Raw genomic sequence first — 16,524 nt, forward strand, 5'->3', positions numbered from 1 at the left:
GCAAAAATTCTGTGAAAATCAGGCAGTACTCAGGTTTTTCGATTACGGGCCGAAAGCCTATCAGACAAGGCGTAAAAGTCGATGCGACGCCCACAATTATAAAAAGCCCGGAGTGACAGGACGATGAACAGTTTGCGCAATATGTCGATCAGCCGACGCCTATGGCTGATCCTGATAGTCGCCCTGCTGATGCTGCTGGCCCTGGGTTTGCTGATGCTCAAGCAGATCCATGACGACCTTTACCAAGCCAAACGCCAACAGACCCAACACGTGGTCCAGACCGCCAGCGGGATCCTGACGTTCTATCACGGCCTGGAAACCACCGGCGTGATGACCCGTGACGCCGCCCAGAAACAAGCCCTGAGCGCGGTGCGGGGGTTGCGTTACGACCATGACGACTATTTCTGGATCAACGACCTCACGCCCGTGATGATCATGCACCCGGCCAACCCCAAGCTCGATGGCCAGAACCTTTCGGCTATCCGCGATCCCGATGGGTTTGCTGTGTTCAACGAGTTCGTCAGCCTGGCAAAAGCCAAGGGCGCCGGGATCGTCAACTATCGCTGGCCCAAGCCCGGCGCACAGGCCCCCGTGGCCAAGACTTCCTATATCCAGCTGTTCGAGCCCTGGGGCTGGATTATCGGCTCCGGCGTCTATGTGGACGACGTGCAGGCCGAGTTCAGCGGCCAAGTGTGGAAAGCCTCCATGATCGGCCTGGGCATTGCGCTGGTGATGGGCCTGCTAGTGTCGCTGATCGTGCGCAGCATCGTGCGCCCGTTGCAGGCGGCGGTGAATGCCATGGGCAATATCGCCAGCGGTGAAAGCGACCTGACCCGCAGCCTCGACACCCACGGCCGTGACGAAATCACCCAACTGTCCCAGCACTTCAACAGTTTCACCGCCAAGCTGCGTCAGGTGGTAAGCCAGTTGCAGGTGTGCGCGAACGCCTTGGGTCAGTCCTCTACCGACCTGGGCAACAACGCCAGCTCGGCCCATGACCGCAGCCAGCAGCAGTCGCAGCAGATGGAGCTGGTGGCCACTGCCATCAACGAAGTCACCTACGGCGTGCAGGACGTGGCCAAGAACGCGGAACATGCCGCCAGCGAAATGCGCGATGCCCAGGCCCAGGCGCACCAAGGCCAGGTCAATATCGACAGCAGCCTGCAACAGATCGACCAACTCTCCAGCACCATCAGCCAGGCGGTGGAAGTGATCCGCACGCTGTCCAGCGAAAGCACCCAGATCGGTGGCGTGCTGGAAGTGATCCGCTCCATCGCCGACCAAACCAACCTGCTGGCCCTGAACGCTGCCATCGAAGCGGCTCGCGCCGGGGAGCAAGGCCGAGGGTTTGCGGTGGTGGCCGACGAAGTGCGCCTGCTCGCCCAACGCACGCAAAAGTCCACCGCCGAAATCCAGGTGATGATCGAGCGCCTGCAAGGACACTCGGAAGCGGCGGTCAAGGTGATCAGCGACAGCCACAGCGCCTCCCAACTGACCATTGAGCAGGCAGGTCAGGCCGGTGCCAGCCTCACTGCGATTGGGCAGGCCTTGCACAACCTCAACGGCCTGAACGCGTCCATCGCCAGTGCCACCCTGCAACAGGCCCATGTGGTGGAAGACATCAACCAGAACGTCACCCAGGCGGCGGGCTTGTCCCACAGCACGGCACTGGCAGCGGAACAGTCCAGTGTGGCCAGCGCGCATTTGCGCGGGTTGAGCGAGCAGCTCGACGGCCTCTTGCGCCAGTTCAAGGTCTAATACTGCTCCAAATGTAGGGGGGGGCTTGCCCCCGATGGCGATATATCAGTCTGCATAGGTGCAACTGACCTTTCGCTATCGGGGGCAAGCCCCCTCCTACATTTGCCCTACTGTGTTTTGAAGATTGCTGGCCTGTGGTTACAATCCCCGCCCTCTCCCACTCCCCAAGGAACCGCCATGTCCGGGCTTGAATTGTTCGCCGCTGCCCTGGGGGTGATCGCTGTCTGGCTGACGGTCAAGCAAAACCCATGGTGCTGGCCCATCGGGCTGGTGATGGTGTTGCTGTACACGTGGGTGTTCTACGACGTGAAACTCTATTCCGACATGCTGCTGCAGGTGGTCTACGCCGCGCTGCAAGTCTATGGCTGGTGGCAGTGGACCCGCGCGGGCGAGGTCAAGCAAGGCCGCCAGGTCACGAGCCTGGGGGTGCCGGCAATCATGACCAGCCTCGCGATCGGCGCGGTGGGCAGCCTGCTGCTCGGTGCCGCCATGGCCCACTGGACCGATGCTGCGCAACCCTGGCTCGACGCGGCCCTCACCGGCTTCAGCCTGGTGGCGCAAATGTGGATGGCGCAGAAACGCGTGCAATGCTGGCCGTTGTGGATTGCCGTGGATGTGATCTTCGTCGGGCTGTTCCTCTATAAAGGCCTGTACCTCACCGCCGGGCTCTATGCCTTGTTCACCGTGATCGCCGTGCAGGGCTGGCGTGAATGGCGCGCCGATCCGGCGTTGCGCACATGAAAGTAGTGGTTTTGGCGGGGCCTGAATCCAGCGGCAAAAGCTGGCTCGCAGCGCAGTTGCACGCGCACTTTGGTGGGTTGATGGTCGGCGAGTATGTGCGCTATTTCATTGATCACCATCAGCGCGATACCTGCCTGGCGGATATCCCGGCCATCGCCCACGGCCAACTGGCCTGGGAAGACGCGGCCCGCGCCGAACAACCTCGCCTACTGGTTCTCGACACCCATCTGCTCACCAACAAGCTGTGGAGCCAGACCCTGTTCGGCGACTACCCGGCGTGGCTCGACGATGAGTTGTTGGCACGTCATTACGACCTGCACCTGTTGCTCTCCCCCGAAGATGTGGAGTGGACGGCCGATGGCCAACGCTGCCAGCCGGAACTGGAGGATCGTCGCGCGTTTTTCCAGCAAAGCCTGGACTGGATGCACCAGCATCAGCAGCCGGTGGTGGTGATTCGCGGGAATTGGGAGGAACGCTGCAAAGCCGCGTTTGCTGCGGTAAAACAGCTGTTGCAGTGAGCGAGCTTGTCGAATCGTCGCATCGCGCGAACCGGGTGGCGAAGCCGCCCAAAAACAAACACCGCGATCTGCCTGGCAGACCGCGGTGTTTTTTATTGGGAACCGAGGCGTTTAGTAGCCCAGGGAAAGCCCAGTATTACGACGCGGGTCGTTAGCCCCGTAGAAGCGATTGTTACCCACCGGCTTGCCACCCAGGGACGGCGCACCTACCAGGATCGCCGCCAAGTGGTTGGCATCCTGCGGCCCTGCAAACTTATGGCCCCAGCTTTCCAGAAGCTTCTGGGTATCCGGGCTGACCGCGAAGGTCTCAAGGTTGGTGGTTTCCGGCATCCACTGCTGGTGGAAACGCGGCGCATCCACGGCTTCCTGGATGTTCATCTTGTAGTCGATCACGTTCAAAATGGTCAGCAGGGTCGCGGTGATGATGCGGCTGCCACCCGGCGTGCCCACCACCATGACGGCCTTGCCATCCTTGGTCACGATGGTTGGGCTCATCGACGACAACGGCGCCTTGCCCGGGGCGATGGCGTTGGCTTCACCCTGCACCAGCCCGTACATGTTCGGCACGCCGACCTTGACGGTGAAGTCGTCCATTTCATCGTTGAGAATCACCCCGGTCTTGCTCGCCATCACGCCCGCGCCAAACCAGTCGTTGAGGGTGTAAGTGACGGACACCGCATTGCCCCATTTGTCGACGATGGAGTAGTGGGTGGTGTTGTTGCCTTCATGGGGCGAGACCCCCGGTTTGATCGCCTGGGAATCACCGGCCTTTTGCGGCTCGATAGCATCACGCAGCTTGGCGGCGTAGTTTTTATCCAGCAGATGCTCGATCGGGTTCTTCACGAAATCCGGGTCGCCGAGGTAGCTGTTGCGGTCCACATAGGCGTGGCGCATGGCTTCGATCTGGTAGTGCAGGCCTTGGGCCGAGTGATAGCCCAGGTCGGCCATCGGGTAGCCTTCGAGGATATTCATGATCTGGCAGATCACTACACCGCCCGAGCTCGGCGGCGGCGCGGAAACGACGTGGTAACCCCGGTAGTCGCACTCGATGGGCGCCAGTTCGCGGGTCTTGTACTTGTCGAGGTCGGCCTGGGTGATGATGCCTTTGCCTGCCTGGCTGGAATCTACCAGGGCCTTGGCGACCCAACCTTTATAGAAACCGTCCGAACCTTTGGCGGAGATTTCCTTCAGGGTCTTGGCCAGGTCTTTCTGCACCAGTTTCTGTCCGACCTGCATCGGCTGGCCGTTGTGCAGGAAGATAGCGCGCAGGTCCTTGTCTTTTTCGAATTCGCCGGTTGCGGTGTGCAGCAGGTCGATGTCGCCTTGTTCCAGGGCGAAACCGTTTTCTGCCAGCTTGATCGCCGGGGCAATCACCTGGGCGCGCTTGAGGGTGCCGTACTTGCTCAAGGCCAGTTCCATGCCCGACACGGTCCCCGGCACGCCTACAGCCAGGTGACCCTTGGCGCTGAGGCCTTCGATGACGTTGCCGTCCTTGTCCAGGTACATATTGGCGGTAGCCGCCAGCGGGGCTTTTTCGCGGAAGTCGAGGAAGGTCTTGCGCCCGTCCGCCAGTTGCACGGTCATGAAACCGCCGCCGCCCAGGTTGCCCGCCGCCGGGTACACCACCGCCAGCGCATAGCCTACGGCCACGGCCGCATCCACCGCGTTGCCCCCGGCCTTGAGCACATCCACGCCCACATGAGTTGCCAAATGCTGAGCCGTCACCACCATGCCATTTTCACCGGCCACCGGGGCTTGGGAAGCAGCTTGTACACCACTGACCGTCAACACCAGGGCAGTGGCAATCAAGGTACGGCTGAAGGGTTGGTATTTCATCCATGGCTACTCGGGTTGTTGAGATGCACCAAAATAGCTCGTCGGCAATTTAATCCCCAGCGCAATGGCGTTTTTATTACAGAACTTGTCGGTCATAGAACGGACCGAAAAAAACCAATCTTTAGCTGACCCACTGCAATCGTGGGACAAGCTCCCCTCCCACACTTTTTTAACCGCGTTTAATCAGTGAGCGCCGGGGTTGGCTCGCAGAGTTGCGGTGGTGCACACCAATATCCGCTACCATCCCGGCCACTTCGTCGAGGGCGGGATCTAGGTCAAGAAGGCCTCGGTGATGAAAGACATGGTCGAAGGCAACCCATTGGCAGCGTTCTGCGCCGAGGTGTTGCCTCTGGCGCATGAAGCGGTGATTACCAAGCAGTACGCCAGCGCGCAGCTCGCGCCTACAACAACTGCCGACTGTATAAAAACCATAAGTCACCGCCAGGAGACACCCAATGCCCAGTGCGAATCCAGTGCCCGCGAACACAGTCGCCGACCCGGTCAACACGCTTTACCACAAGATCACTTGGAAGCTGATTCCCTTCCTGTGCTTCTGTTATCTGGCCGCGTACCTGGACCGAATCAACATCGGCTTCGCCAAGCTGCAGATGCTCGACCAACTGCAGTTCAGCGAAACCGCGTTCGGCCTCGGCGCGGGCCTGTTCTTTGTCGGCTACATCATCTTTGAAGTGCCGAGCAACCTGGTGCTGGAGCGGGTCGGCGCGAAGATCTGGATCGCACGCATCATGATCACCTGGGGCCTGCTCTCGGCCTGCACCATGCTGGTTACGTCCACGACCCAGTTCTACATCCTGCGTTTTTTTCTCGGCGCCGCCGAAGCCGGGTTCCTGCCGGGCGTGCTGTACTACCTGACCACCTGGTTTCCCACCCATCGACGCGGGCGCATCATTGCGCTGTTCATGATCGGCCTGCCGCTGTCCAGCGTGATCGGCGGCCCGCTGTCCGGCTGGATCATGGGCCACTTCGACCACGTGGGCGGCCTGCGCGGCTGGCAGTGGTTGTTCCTGATCGAAGCGGTGCCCAGCGTGTTGCTCGGCGTGCTGACCTTCTGGACACTGCCGAACACCTACCAACAAGCCAAATGGCTGTCGGATGAAGAAAAAGCCCTGCTGGAAAGCGAACTGCGCAAGGACGACGCCGATGGCGCCGGCAGCAAGCACAGCTTCCGTGACGGCTTCTTCAACCTCAAAGTGTGGATGCTCGGCGGTATCGACTTCTCGATCCTGCTCAGCGCCTATGCCATGGGTTTCTGGATGCCGACCTTTATTCGCAACGCCGGGGTCACCGACACCTTCCATATCGGCGTGCTCACCGCACTGCCGAGCGTGGCCGCGCTGCTGGGCATGCTCTTGATCGGCGCCAGCTCCGACAAACACCGCGAACGCCGTTGGCACATCATCGTGCCGTTTTTCATCGGCGCAGCGGCGATGGCCGCCAGCACGTTCTTCACCCATAACGTCGCGGCCACCGTCGCCCTGTTCGCGGTTGCCTCGGCCGCAATCATCGGCGCAGTGCCGGTGTTCTTCAGCCTGCCGACGACCTTTCTCAAAGGCACTGCGGCAGCCACCGGCTTTGCCCTGGCGTGCTCGTTGGCGAATATCGCAGGCCTGGTGAGTAACTCGTTGATGGGGGTGGCGATCGACGTGACCGGCAGCAGCGCGGGCGCCTTGTGGTTCTTTGCCGGCTGCCTGATTCTCAGCAGTTTCCTGGTCATCGCCTTGCCGGCGAAACGGGTGAATCGTTGATAACACGGTCGCGTAATGACTAGCAGAAAGGCGCAACGCTGGGCACGCAAAACGCTAAAGCGGTGTTGAGATAGATCGACAGTGATTTCGGGCTGGCTGCCCTCACATGGATCACGCGGCCAGTATCGTTAAAACCAGTGAAATAAAATGCATTTTAAACCGTAGGAACAACCCGAACTCTCGGACCACACAGGGAAGACTTCGCCTGTCAGAAGCCTCCCTACTTCTTATCCGAGAGATCAGTGTTCATGCCATCTACTTCCGCCGTCGTCGATCACACCTCCCGCGCCCAAGCACCTTTGCTGCATTCGCAAGCTGTGCAGCCTATTCAGCGTTTGCGGCAAGCACGCCCTGAAAATCAGAGCCCCCTAAGGCAGGAAAAATCGGAGGAACACGCCAACCTGGACGACCGAAAATCATTGCTGGATGCCTTGGGCAAAACCCTGAACAGCGCCTCCACTGATATGCCGGATCTTGATCTGACCCGCTTTGCAGTCTCGCCAGACTCTTCGATGGGTCGCGAACTTAAACTCATCAACCCGACGCACGTCAGCTTGAACTGGTTTATCAAACACCAAGGCTGGATAGCCCCAACAAACAAAGAAGCGCTGCAGAATCTCTACGACGCAATCACCTACGCGCCCCCTCCACAACCCGCTCACCGGGACTATTGGGGAATGTTGTCGCGCGAGGTGCCCCTGACACTGGAGCAGCGCCAACGAATCAATGAGATTGTCGAGGGCTGGCTGGACAAAACCAAGGGCGGACTCATCGAGAACCTGGTGGGGCTTGCGACGACAGATGCACACACGCTTGACTCGTTATCCAAAATGACCGGTGTTCAAACCAGGATTGGGAGTACCACCCAAACCACGAAAACCTTCGGGCCCTACACCCAAACCGAAACATGCACCGAGTCCCCCCTATACGCCCAGACTTATCCCGCCTGGGTAATGGGCACTAATCGGTCGTGCTCAAAGAAAATCACCGCTGAGCCACGCTACGCGTTGTATCGACTGCTGTTGGAGCCCAAAGCCATTGAGCTAGGCAAAAAGCTGGAGGCCGAACTCGGCGTCTTGCCCACAGTGACAAGTGCCGCTGAACTGGTCCTTAGCGCACTGGTGTTATCCGTGATGCCTCAGCTCCCCACCACACGCAACTTGATCGGCAATGATTTTGCCCTTGATGCGCCTGATCATTTACGCAAGTCACCAGAAGCCATCGTCGAAGCACTGGACCTCTACCTGCTGCGCACCCATCAACATCTGAAGGCCGATAACGTCCGCACAGTCAGCTACTTGATGCTGTCCCGTATCGCCCCACAGTTTCTAGTCAAAGACCTGCCTGACTCGTTGCTGTATGGAACCCATCAGTGGGCCACATTCAGCGCCGCTGTCTCACGCATCGAGCACTCCGCGCCTGGCACAAGCGCCACTATGAATTATCAACAAGTGATGAACTATGACGCGACGACACCGATCACGGAGCAGGACAAGGCCTTCGCCACCATTGCTCTAAGAGACGCCTTAGTGGACTGGGCGATTACCAACGGTCGACTCGACAAGCGCGCCGATAACAACTATTCAGAGTCCGAGATACAGCAGGCACACCAGGATTTTCAACATCAGCCCTCATCTCTGGTCCGAGCGGGCCAACAACTGGCCACCCCCTCCCAAACCGCGAACAGATTGCCCTGAATGACCTTAAACGGGTCTTTGGCAATCAAATCGATTTTACCCGCAAAGTGCTGCAAGCCACGCCGGACAATCTGGAGTCCGACAAGAACCATTTCTACAGCCTGCTGGACGTGCATATGTCGGGAAAACTCCAGGCAGGTATGTGGCGATCAATCAGTTCCGACTTTTCCATGGCCCCCATCGAGAAGGAACTCCATCGACTTCATAGCATTGAGTGGCTGTTCACCCAGACATTCAACAACTACTACACCGACCTGCTACAGGGCCACACCGCGGTGGTCCGAAACCTGCTCTCGCAGCTTCCAGAGGAACACCGGAGCAGCCTGCAATGGGGCGAGCAGAAATTTTATGCGTTGAGAAAAGCCGTTACCTCGCACTATGCCCACCTCATCCCCAAGGCCGAAAAAGAAGCCAGCAAAGGTCGACAAGGGTTCATCATTCGCTCCGAACACCAGTCAAAAGTCACCTACTATGAAGTCTTCCCACAGCAAGGGAAAATCCAGATCCGCACCGATCTTCCAGCAGAGTGGCCTGAAGGTATCAACACCAGGGCCGTGGGTAACGTGGAGAACAATATCCGGCAACCGTTTGATTGGGAGGCTTACAACAGTGGGACTCCCCCTCGCGAGAATGAATTTTCTGAGGTGGTGATCGAGCACATACCAACGCCGGATAAGTGGCAACGTGGCGCCAGCGACAAGACACCCGACCTCTCCTTCCTCGGCGGAAAAAGTTTTGATCTGGCCAGGACAGCCGCGTCCAAACATCTGGCCTACGATGAGGAAACCCTGCGTCAACAGGCTAGTGGCGAAAGTGCCGTCGAATTAACAGAGCGCTATCAGAAGACCGGAGCGGCAGCGGTGCTGAGCTTGGTACCGTTTGCAAATACGTTGAAGCACGCGATCAATGGTGAAATAGCAGAAGCCTTCACCGGTTTTATTATCGACGGCGTATCGACCGCCATTCCTGTTTCGCAACCACTTCGTGCATTCGCCCACAGCATCAAGTCCAGCAAAACCCTGTTTAACATGCTGAGAAAAGCCAGCCACTCTACAGATGATCTGGTCGGGTTGCTGGGCAGCGCAGGCAAGACAGCGAAACCCTTTTATTCCACCATTCCGTCGTTTGGCGGCTTGCGACCGACAAGCAATGGCCTGGTCCAGAGCTTGGGTGTCAGCACGGCGGTCAGGATCGGAAGAACCGAGGGGGTGGACGCCGCCGGTGGTGGTGCACGTACCCTGGCCAAAATCATCGACGAGAAGTGGTACCCCGTGGACGCAGCCTCCGGCAAGGCTTACGGCACCCCCATAGAAGGCTTTGCACCGGAGGGTGGCATTGGCTTTTTTGAGCGCCCCGCTTCGCCACAACGCGATCCGGATGCGCTGGCACAATATGAAGCCAACGTCATCAACGCTAAGTACTCGGAACCAACCAGCTTCCCGGAAGGTTTCAAACACCTGAGCCCCTATACGGTTCCTGGCTACAAGCCGTCCATGGGGGTACAGGAAATCGAGGACCTTATTGCAACGTCCAACTTTTCAACAGAGCAAATCGGCAGTCTTGTGCGCCAGCGAGAAAGACTTTTGTTGGCCCATACTCAACGCAGCGCACAGATATTCCAGCGTGAAGTCACCGCCGCCGGTGGAACCACCCGAGGCATGCCGCAAACGTATTACCTGAGCCAGACCAGCCCTGACATTGCCGGTGAATGTGCGGCCCTTTCCACCGCCATGGGCCTGGCGCTGCTCGAAGGCAATGAAGACACGCTGCTCGACAACCTGGTATTTGCCATGGCAAACCCGGAAGCTGAAAACTCAGCCAAATTCATCAGAAACCTTTCAAGCCTGCAGTCCACCGTCGGCAACGAGCTGGGATTTCATAGCAGTGCCGTGGGTAACCCGATTTCTTATAAGTCGATCATTAAAGAATTGAGCGAAGCCACTTCCTCAAAGACGCTGATGATCAGCAGCACTAACCATGGAATGCTTGCGGGCGTGAAGGTCGACCCCACCGGCACCACCCCGAAGAGCTGGTTTTTTTACGACCCCAACTACGGCAAAGCGATATTCCCCACACAAGAGTCAATGGCCAAGGGCCTGGAAAAGACCCTTAGCAACGGCATCACCGGCAAAAACCTCGATGCATTTGGTACGATCCTGACCGGAAAAAAATACAAAGTCAGTGCCTTTGATGCCGACGTGGTTGCCAGCAAATTCAATATCGATCGTGTCAGGGGATTAACCCAACCTATCTGATAAAACCCCGTCTATTTGCGCACGGCCAGGCAAAACGTTTTCAACACCATGGCCGTCGCGCAGGGCATATGACTTGATTGGGAGAACCACGGCCTTTGGGCCCGGCCTCCATACAATTATTCAATTAATGGCGCTAGAATCAGCGCCATTCTTGCACCCGCCCCCCTGACACGAGCCCCTCCATGAGCTTTGATTTCGACACGATCCACCCTCGCCTCGGCACCGGCAGCACCAAGTGGAACCGCTACCCGGCCGACGTGCTGCCAATGTGGATCGCCGACATGGACATCGCAGCGCCGCCCGCCGTGCTGCAAGCCCTGCACGAGCGCCTGGACCAGCAGATCCTCGGCTACAGCGTGGCCGGCCCGGATGTGCGTGAAGCCGTCGTGGCCGACCTGTGGGCCAAGTACGCCTGGCGCGTGCAGCCCGAAGAGTTGCTGTTTTTGCCCGGCGTCGAACCCGGTTTCAATATGGCGCTGCATGCCTTTGTAAAACCGGACCAGCCGGTGGTACTGCAAACCCCAAATTATCGTCCGATTCGCTTGGCGCCAGGCAACTGGAACCTACCGCGCATCGAAGTGCCGTTCCAATCGACCGCCGGTGAATACATCACCCCAATGCCCGCCATGCGCGAAGCACTGACCGGCGCCGGCGCCTTGCTGTTGAGCAACCCGCACAACCCCATCGGCAAGGTCTTCCCCCGCGAAGAGCTGCTGGCATTGGCCACTGCCTGTCTGGAAAACGATGCGCTGATCATCAGCGACGAAATCCACGCAGAACTGTGCTTCGACGGTCGTCGCCACATCCCCACCGCGAGCCTCAGCCCGGAGATTGCACAGCGCACCATCACGCTGATGTCGGCGAGCAAGGCCTACAACGTGGCCGGCTTGAAGACCTGCTTTGCCGTGATCCAGAACGCCGAGATCCGCGAGCGCTTCAACCAGGCCCGCTGCGGCATGGTCGACAGCGTCAGCCCCCTGGGCCTGGAAGCCACCCGCGCGGCCTACAGCCAATGCGGCCAATGGCTGGAAGCATTGAAGCAGTACCTGCAAGCGAACCGCGATTACCTGCTCGACGCCGTGCAAACGCGCTTGCCGGGCGTTGTGATGCATGCGCCGCAAGGCACCTTCCTTGCTTGGCTCGACTGCAGCGCCCTGGGCTTGGATGACCCGCAGCAGTTTTTCCTGGAACAGGCCAAGGTCGGGTTGAGTGCGGGTATCGAATTCGGGGATGACAGCCAGCAGTTCGTGCGCCTGAACTTCGGTTGCCCGAGGGCGATGCTGGAAGAGGGTCTGCAGCGCATGGAGCGCAGTTTGCGCAACCGCTGAAGCGCGCAAAAAATGGCCCCCGCTGCAAAGGCGGGGGCTGGCGTTTACAACTTGGCGATAGACACTTCAGTGGACTTCACGAAGGCAATCACTTCGCTGCCCACTTTCAATTCCAGGTCACGCACCGAACGGGTGGTGATGACGGACGTCACGATGCCGGACGCGGTTTGCACGTCGATTTCCGACACCACTTCGCCCAGCAGAATCTCTTTGATCACGCCCTTGAATTGGTTGCGCACGTTGATCGCTTTAATGGTCATGTCGGGTTTCCTTTTGGCTGTTGGGTCAATCCGCACGAATGCGCAGGCCCTCAAAGTGCGCTATCCGAGAGAACATTAAAAGGAATATATAACTCTTTATTTATTCCATAAAAACATATGAAAACTGTTGCCCAGGAAACATCGGTTCAACAATTTGCCACCTCCTGCAACAACCGCACATGCCCCTGACCCGGTAAATCCGGGCTCCTGCCCAATGGCACAGAGACTGCATATTCCTGTAAAGCATGATTGAGCGCACGCAATCAGTTTTCTGAATATAAGAAAAACCTTCTCTCAACGCCTTGTCCGGAGCTGTTCCATGAAACCCTTCACCCAACGTCTACTCGGCGCCTGCGCCCTCGCCCTATGCCTGCAACCGCAGGTATTCGCGGCCGAAACCGACCCCGCCGAAGTCAACCTCGACTACGCCTACTACTCGCCGGTCAGCCTGGTGCTCAAGCACTTCGGCTGGCTGGAACAGGCCCTGCCCCACAGCAAGGTCAGCTGGGTACTGAGCCAAGGCAGCAACCGGTCCCTGGAATACCTCAACAGCGGCGGCGTGGATTTCGCGTCGTCCGCCAGCTTGTCCGCCGTACTGAGCCGGGCCAACGGCAGCCCGATCAAATCGGTGTATGTCTACAGCCGCGCGGAATGGACCGCACTGGTGGTGCGCAAGGACTCGCCACTCAACAGCGTCAACGACCTCAAGGGCAAGAAAATCGCCGCCACCAAAGGCACCGACCCTTACCTGTTCACCCTGCGCAGTCTGCAACAGGCCGGGCTGAAAAAAGACGACGTGGAGTTGGTGCACCTGCAACACCCGGACGGCCGCACCGCTCTGGAAAAGGGTGACGTGGACGCCTGGGCCGGTCTCGACCCACACATGGCCGCCAGTCAAATCCAGGCCGGTTCGCGCCTGCTTTACCGCAACAAGGACTTCAACAGCTATGGCGTGGTGAGCGTCACCGAGAAGTTCGCCAAAGCGCACCCACAGACCATCACCAAGGTGTTGGGCGCTTATGAAAAAGCGCGTGACTGGGCAGTGAAGCACCCGGATGAATTCGCCAAGTTGCTGGCCGACGAATCCGGGCTGCCATTGGAAGTGGCCAAGCTGCAATTGTCGCGCACTGACCTGAGCACGCCGTTGTTGAGCGCCAAGGATGTGCAGTCTTCCAAGGCGGCGGCGCCGATTCTGGTGTCCGAGGAATTGGTGCGCCGTGGGGTGAATGTGGACCAGGTGATCGATCAACTGATCGACCCTTCGTTTGGCCAAACCCTGCCGCAGCAGTAAGGGGCGTTTGATGAGCAGCAAAAGCCAAGCATTGCCCCTGCCGGCACCCGTGGTCAGCCAGCGCAGCGCCTGGCCACGGCGGTTAAAAGGCCTGGTCTTGCCGGTGCTGATCCTGTTGATCCTGGAAGTGGTCGTACGGGTGGGCTGGCTGCCTTCCTACCAGATGCCCGCGCCCAGCGAGATCGCCGTGACCCTCACCGACCTGGCCGAAGGCGTGTTGTGGAAACACATCAGCGCCAGCCTCGCACGGGTGCTGCTGGGCTTTGCCATCGGGGCTAGCCTAGCCCTGGTGTTCGCCGCCTGGGTCGGTTTGAGCCGTGAAGCCGAAGCCTACCTGGAGCCGACCTTTGCCGGCCTGCGTTCGATCCCGAGCCTGGCCTGGGTACCCCTGTTGCTGCTGTGGTTGGGCATCGATGAAACCTCCAAGGTTGTGCTGATTGCCATTGGCGCGTTTTTCCCGGTGTACCTCAATGGCGTCGCGGCGATTCGCGACATCGACCGCAAGCTGGTGGAAGTCGGGCAAATGTACGGTTTCAGTCGCCGCCGCCTGGTGCGGCGCGTCCTGCTGCCCGCCGCCCTGCCCGGCCTGTTCACCGGACTGCGCAGTGGTTTGAGCCTGGCGTGGATGTTCCTCGTGGCGGCCGAGCTGATAGCGGCGACTAAAGGTTTGGGTTACCTGCTCAGCGATGGGCGGGAAACCTCGCGACCCGACATTGTGCTGGCCGCCATTATCGTGTTGGCGCTGCTGGGCAAGATCAGCGACGGCCTGCTCGCGGCGCTGGAGAAACGCTGCCTCGCCTGGCGCGACACCTTCACTGGCCAAGGAGCGGAACAATGAGTGCGCCGTCGTTATTGGACATCCATGTGGTGCGTAAAAGCTTCGCCAGCACCACCGTATTGAAAGACGTGCGCCTGGCCTTGCAGCCTCGCGAAGCGGTCAGCCTGCTGGGCCCCAGCGGCTGTGGCAAAAGTACCTTGCTGCGGATCGTCGCCGGTTTGGAAACGGACTTCCAGGGCGAACTGCGCAGCCCCGACGGCCAAGTGGCCTTTGTGTTCCAGGAACCGCGGCTGATGCCATGGCTCTCGGTAGAACAGAACATCGGCTTCAGTGATGACAACCACTACGACAAAGCCTGGGTCTCACAGTTGATCGAGGAAGTCGGCCTTAAGGGCTTCGCCCAGGCGCTGCCCAAAGCGTTGTCAGGTGGGATGGCGCAGCGGGTGGCGATCGCTCGCGGCCTGTATTCACGCCCCCAGGTGTTGTTGCTGGATGAGCCGTTCAGCGCGGTGGATGCCTTCACCCGCATGAAACTGCAGGACTTGCTGCTGCAACTGGCGGCGCATCACGCCATCGCTTTATTACTGGTGACCCATGATGTGGACGAAGCGCTGTACCTGAGTGACCGGGTGCTGGTGATGGACAACCGGCCCAGCAGCATTCGCCAGGAACTGGCGGTCGACTTGCCGCACCCGAGGGATCGGCGTGACCCGCTGCTGGCGCAGCTCAAGGCGCTGGCCTTGACCGAGTTGCAGCGGGCCCATGTGATCTGAGGACTACTCGTAACCCGAGACGAGCGAGGTTTTCATGGCCCACAGGTTGTTGTGGCGAGCCCGCTCGCCACAACGCGCATCACGCCTTGCGCAGGCTTACCCAATAACGCGTTCGGTATTGCACGTCGAGCGCCAGGGTCGAGGCCAGCAGGTTGAGAATGCGGTCGGTGTCATCCAGGCGGAAACTGCCGGTCACCCGTAGCGTTTCCAGGCGCGGCTCCCAGCGCAACACGCCAGGGCGATAGCGCTCCAGCTCCCTGAGGAAGTCCCCCAGTGGCTGGTTCTGCGCGGTCAGTACACCGTCGCGCCAGCCCAGTTGCAGCACATCAAACAACGCCCGGGCACCCAGGCCGCCGGCCTTGAGCGGCGCTTGCTGGCCTGCTTGCAAGGTCGCCATCTGGCCGCTCAGGTCGCGCACCTGAACCGTGCCCTTGAGCACCGAGACCAGACAACCGGACGCCAGTTGCCGTATGCACACGTCAGCGTGACTGACGAGCAATTGGCCGTAGCGGGTTTGCACCGTCATCGCCGCCGCGCCCGGCACCGTCAGCGCCAGTTCACCGTCGACCAAGCTGACCCGTCGCTGGGCCATATCTACGTCTACCGCCGTCGCGGTGTTCAGTTGCAGGCTGGCACCATCGGCCAGCGGCAGGCGCTTGCGCTCGCCAGTAGCGGTACGCAGGTCGGCACGCCAAGTGTCGATGGGTAATTGGCGGCTGATCAGCCACGCCGTCGGCAACAGCGCCGCCACACCCAACGCGCGCTTGAGCACCGCACGCCGTCCAGGTTGCGGGCGGTCGAGGCTGGCCATGGCCAGAGCCTGGGGCAAAGCGCTGAAGCGTTGGCGCAGGGATTGGGCTTTCTGCCAAGTCTGTTCATGCTGGGGATGGCTGTCGCGCCAGTGCTGCAACGCGGCGTGGTCACGCTCGGTAGCCGCGCCGGACTCCAGCAGCGCCAGCCACTGGGCAGCAGCGCGGGCGACGTCGCGGCTCACAGCTCCACCAGCAGGCAATGTTCATACGCCTGGGCCATGTAGCGCTTGATCGTGCGTTCGGACACCTCAAGCCGTTCGGCAATCTCGCGATAGCCCAGGCCCTCCAGCTGGCTCCATAGAAAGGCGCGGCGTACAAGCACCGGCAAGCCATCGAGCAACTCATCCAGGGCTTGCAGGGTTTCCAGCATCAGCCAGCGCTGTTCGGGGGACGGCACGCAAGCTTCGGGCAAGCTGGCCAGGGCGTTCAAATACGCCTGTTCCAGGCTGCGGCGCTGATGGAAGTTCACCAGCAGGCGCTTACCGACCGTCACTAGGTACGCCCGCGGCTCCTGCATCTGTGCAATCGGCTGCGCACTGGCCAGTACGCGCAGAAACGTATCCTGGCTCAGGTCGGCCGCATCCCAGGCATTGCCCAGGCGCCGCCGCAGCCAGCTTTCCAGCCAACTGCGATGGTCGCGGTATAGGCTCGATAGCGTCAGTTCGGGGGCGTGCGTGGGGACAACAGCATCATTCATGGCAACAACCTGCA

Annotated in this window: 14 protein-coding genes and 1 pseudogene; 11 read left to right on the forward strand and 4 right to left on the reverse strand. The window is 59.8% G+C overall.

Features of this window, described 5'->3' with window-relative positions:
- Positions 1 to 123: 123 nt before the first annotated feature.
- The 3 genes from AB4N82_RS27000 (at position 124) to AB4N82_RS27010 (ending at position 3,017) form a co-directional block, all read left to right on the forward strand.
- Positions 124 to 1,758 carry a methyl-accepting chemotaxis protein gene (locus AB4N82_RS27000; RefSeq protein ID WP_122754009.1) on the forward strand — a complete coding sequence of 545 codons (1,635 nt, stop codon included), beginning with the start codon at positions 124 to 126 and terminating at the stop codon, positions 1,756 to 1,758.
- Between the two features lie 177 nt (positions 1,759 to 1,935).
- Positions 1,936 to 2,499: a nicotinamide riboside transporter PnuC gene (gene pnuC / locus AB4N82_RS27005; protein ID WP_032891136.1), complete on the forward strand. Its 564-nt coding sequence runs from the start codon at positions 1,936 to 1,938 to the stop codon at positions 2,497 to 2,499.
- Positions 2,496 to 3,017: an AAA family ATPase gene (locus AB4N82_RS27010; RefSeq protein WP_032891135.1), complete on the forward strand. Its 522-nt coding sequence runs from the start codon at positions 2,496 to 2,498 to the stop codon at positions 3,015 to 3,017. Before pnuC ends, AB4N82_RS27010 begins: the two co-directional genes overlap by 4 nt.
- Before the next feature lie 111 nt (positions 3,018 to 3,128).
- Here AB4N82_RS27010 and ggt read toward each other — a convergent pair whose 3' ends face one another.
- Positions 3,129 to 4,853 (reverse strand): gamma-glutamyltransferase, encoded by a 1,725-nt coding sequence (gene ggt / locus AB4N82_RS27015; protein WP_032891134.1) that lies wholly within the window; start codon positions 4,851 to 4,853, stop codon positions 3,129 to 3,131.
- Positions 4,854 to 5,070: 217 nt separating this feature from the next.
- Between ggt and AB4N82_RS27020 the strand changes: the two are divergent.
- The 5 genes and pseudogenes from AB4N82_RS27020 to AB4N82_RS27040 form a co-directional block, all read left to right on the forward strand.
- Positions 5,071 to 5,286 (forward strand): annotated as a pseudogene (locus AB4N82_RS27020) (cysteine hydrolase family protein); the annotation flags it as partial.
- 22 nt (positions 5,287 to 5,308) lie between these two features.
- Positions 5,309 to 6,619: an MFS transporter gene (locus AB4N82_RS27025; RefSeq protein ID WP_122763748.1), complete on the forward strand. Its 1,311-nt coding sequence runs from the start codon at positions 5,309 to 5,311 to the stop codon at positions 6,617 to 6,619.
- A gap of 248 nt (positions 6,620 to 6,867) precedes the next feature.
- Complete coding sequence (locus tag AB4N82_RS27030) at positions 6,868 to 8,316, forward strand: hypothetical protein (RefSeq protein ID WP_460103917.1); 1,449 nt, start codon at positions 6,868 to 6,870, stop codon at positions 8,314 to 8,316.
- A gap of 47 nt (positions 8,317 to 8,363) precedes the next feature.
- Positions 8,364 to 10,571: a hypothetical protein gene (locus tag AB4N82_RS27035; protein ID WP_460103919.1), complete on the forward strand. Its 2,208-nt coding sequence runs from the start codon at positions 8,364 to 8,366 to the stop codon at positions 10,569 to 10,571.
- Positions 10,572 to 10,753: 182 nt separating this feature from the next.
- Positions 10,754 to 11,899 carry a MalY/PatB family protein gene (locus tag AB4N82_RS27040; protein WP_122763750.1) on the forward strand — a complete coding sequence of 382 codons (1,146 nt, stop codon included), beginning with the start codon at positions 10,754 to 10,756 and terminating at the stop codon, positions 11,897 to 11,899.
- A gap of 44 nt (positions 11,900 to 11,943) precedes the next feature.
- Here the strand turns inward: AB4N82_RS27040 and AB4N82_RS27045 are convergent, their stop codons facing one another.
- Positions 11,944 to 12,159, reverse strand: a complete 216-nt coding sequence (locus tag AB4N82_RS27045; RefSeq protein ID WP_003173733.1) for a TOBE domain-containing protein — start codon at positions 12,157 to 12,159, stop codon at positions 11,944 to 11,946.
- A gap of 319 nt (positions 12,160 to 12,478) precedes the next feature.
- Between AB4N82_RS27045 and AB4N82_RS27050 the strand changes: the two genes are divergently transcribed.
- The 3 genes from AB4N82_RS27050 to AB4N82_RS27060 are packed head-to-tail and all read left to right on the forward strand — an operon-like array spanning position 12,479 to position 15,001.
- On the forward strand, positions 12,479 to 13,450 hold the full coding sequence (locus AB4N82_RS27050) for an aliphatic sulfonate ABC transporter substrate-binding protein (protein WP_095184988.1): 972 nt from the start codon (positions 12,479 to 12,481) through the stop codon (positions 13,448 to 13,450).
- 10 nt (positions 13,451 to 13,460) lie between these two features.
- Positions 13,461 to 14,288, forward strand: coding sequence for an ABC transporter permease (locus AB4N82_RS27055; RefSeq protein WP_095184989.1), 828 nt, complete (start codon positions 13,461 to 13,463; stop codon positions 14,286 to 14,288).
- Positions 14,285 to 15,001 (forward strand): ABC transporter ATP-binding protein, encoded by a 717-nt coding sequence (locus AB4N82_RS27060; RefSeq protein ID WP_122763751.1) that lies wholly within the window; start codon positions 14,285 to 14,287, stop codon positions 14,999 to 15,001. The genes AB4N82_RS27055 and AB4N82_RS27060 overlap by 4 nt, the downstream gene beginning before the upstream one ends.
- A 79-nt stretch (positions 15,002 to 15,080) precedes the next feature.
- Here AB4N82_RS27060 and AB4N82_RS27065 read toward each other — a convergent pair whose 3' ends face one another.
- The gene (locus AB4N82_RS27065; RefSeq protein ID WP_099602833.1) at positions 15,081 to 15,995 is read right to left on the reverse strand and encodes a FecR domain-containing protein; all 915 of its coding nucleotides are present in this window, start codon (positions 15,993 to 15,995) and stop codon (positions 15,081 to 15,083) included.
- Positions 15,992 to 16,510 (reverse strand): sigma-70 family RNA polymerase sigma factor, encoded by a 519-nt coding sequence (locus tag AB4N82_RS27070; protein WP_122681659.1) that lies wholly within the window; start codon positions 16,508 to 16,510, stop codon positions 15,992 to 15,994. Before AB4N82_RS27070 ends, AB4N82_RS27065 begins: the two co-directional genes overlap by 4 nt.
- Positions 16,511 to 16,524: the final 14 nt, after the last annotated feature.

The sequence above is a fragment of the Pseudomonas sp. H1_D04 genome (assembly GCF_054683855.1).

Bases quoted from the DNA above. Each gene is read 5' to 3' on its own strand.
- AB4N82_RS27000 (WP_122754009.1), top strand. From the start codon at position 124: ATGAACAGTTTGCGCAATATGTCGATCAGCCGACGCCTATGGCTGATC.
- pnuC (WP_032891136.1), top strand. From the start codon at position 1,936: ATGTCCGGGCTTGAATTGTTCGCCGCTGCCCTGGGGGTGATCGCTGTC.
- AB4N82_RS27010 (WP_032891135.1), top strand. From the start codon at position 2,496: ATGAAAGTAGTGGTTTTGGCGGGGCCTGAATCCAGCGGCAAAAGCTGG.
- ggt (WP_032891134.1), bottom strand. From the start codon at position 4,853: ATGAAATACCAACCCTTCAGCCGTACCTTGATTGCCACTGCCCTGGTG.
- AB4N82_RS27025 (WP_122763748.1), top strand. From the start codon at position 5,309: ATGCCCAGTGCGAATCCAGTGCCCGCGAACACAGTCGCCGACCCGGTC.
- AB4N82_RS27030 (WP_460103917.1), top strand. From the start codon at position 6,868: ATGCCATCTACTTCCGCCGTCGTCGATCACACCTCCCGCGCCCAAGCA.
- AB4N82_RS27040 (WP_122763750.1), top strand. From the start codon at position 10,754: ATGAGCTTTGATTTCGACACGATCCACCCTCGCCTCGGCACCGGCAGC.
- AB4N82_RS27045 (WP_003173733.1), bottom strand. From the start codon at position 12,159: ATGACCATTAAAGCGATCAACGTGCGCAACCAATTCAAGGGCGTGATC.
- AB4N82_RS27050 (WP_095184988.1), top strand. From the start codon at position 12,479: ATGAAACCCTTCACCCAACGTCTACTCGGCGCCTGCGCCCTCGCCCTA.
- AB4N82_RS27055 (WP_095184989.1), top strand. From the start codon at position 13,461: ATGAGCAGCAAAAGCCAAGCATTGCCCCTGCCGGCACCCGTGGTCAGC.
- AB4N82_RS27060 (WP_122763751.1), top strand. From the start codon at position 14,285: ATGAGTGCGCCGTCGTTATTGGACATCCATGTGGTGCGTAAAAGCTTC.
- AB4N82_RS27070 (WP_122681659.1), bottom strand. From the start codon at position 16,510: ATGAATGATGCTGTTGTCCCCACGCACGCCCCCGAACTGACGCTATCG.